The organism is Rhizobium sp. 18055 (genome assembly GCF_902706285.1).
In the GTDB taxonomy this organism is placed as follows: Bacteria; Pseudomonadota; Alphaproteobacteria; order Rhizobiales; family Rhizobiaceae; genus Rhizobium.
Window position 1 is genome coordinate 1 of the sequence record NZ_CACSKD010000216.1, and the last position, 466, is coordinate 466.

The following is a 466-nucleotide window of genomic DNA, read 5'->3' on the forward strand; positions in this document are numbered from 1 at the left end:
GTGTTCAGTTCCGTGAAGTAGTCGGTGAGTTCCTGCCGCGTGGTGCGCCAGGTGAAGTAGGTGTAGGACTGCGTGAACCCGCGCTTGGCGAGGCCGTGCATCACCTTGGGCCGCGTGAACGCCTCGGCCAGGAAAATCGTGCCGGGATATTCGCGCTGGATGTCCTGGATCACCCACTCCCAGAAAGCGAAGGCCTTGGTGTGGGGGTTGTCCACGCGGAAGATCTGCACGCCCTGGCCGATCCAGTGCGCGAACACGCTGCGCAGTTCCTGCCAGAGGCCGCGCCAGTCCTCGCATTCGAAGTGGAAGGGGTAGATGTCCTGGTATTTCTTGGGCGGGTTCTCGGCGTACTGCACGGTGCCGTCGGGCCGCCAGCGGAACCAGTCCGGATGCTCGCGCACGTAGGGATGGTCGGGCGCGCACTGGAAGGCGATGTCCATCGCGACCTCGATGCCGTGCTCGCGTG

The 466-nt window shown here is 64.4% G+C and carries 1 pseudogene; it reads right to left on the reverse strand.

The annotated features are described in order from the left end of the window. Positions 1-466 (reverse strand): annotated as a pseudogene (locus tag GVL52_RS31965) (alpha-1,4-glucan--maltose-1-phosphate maltosyltransferase); the annotation flags it as partial.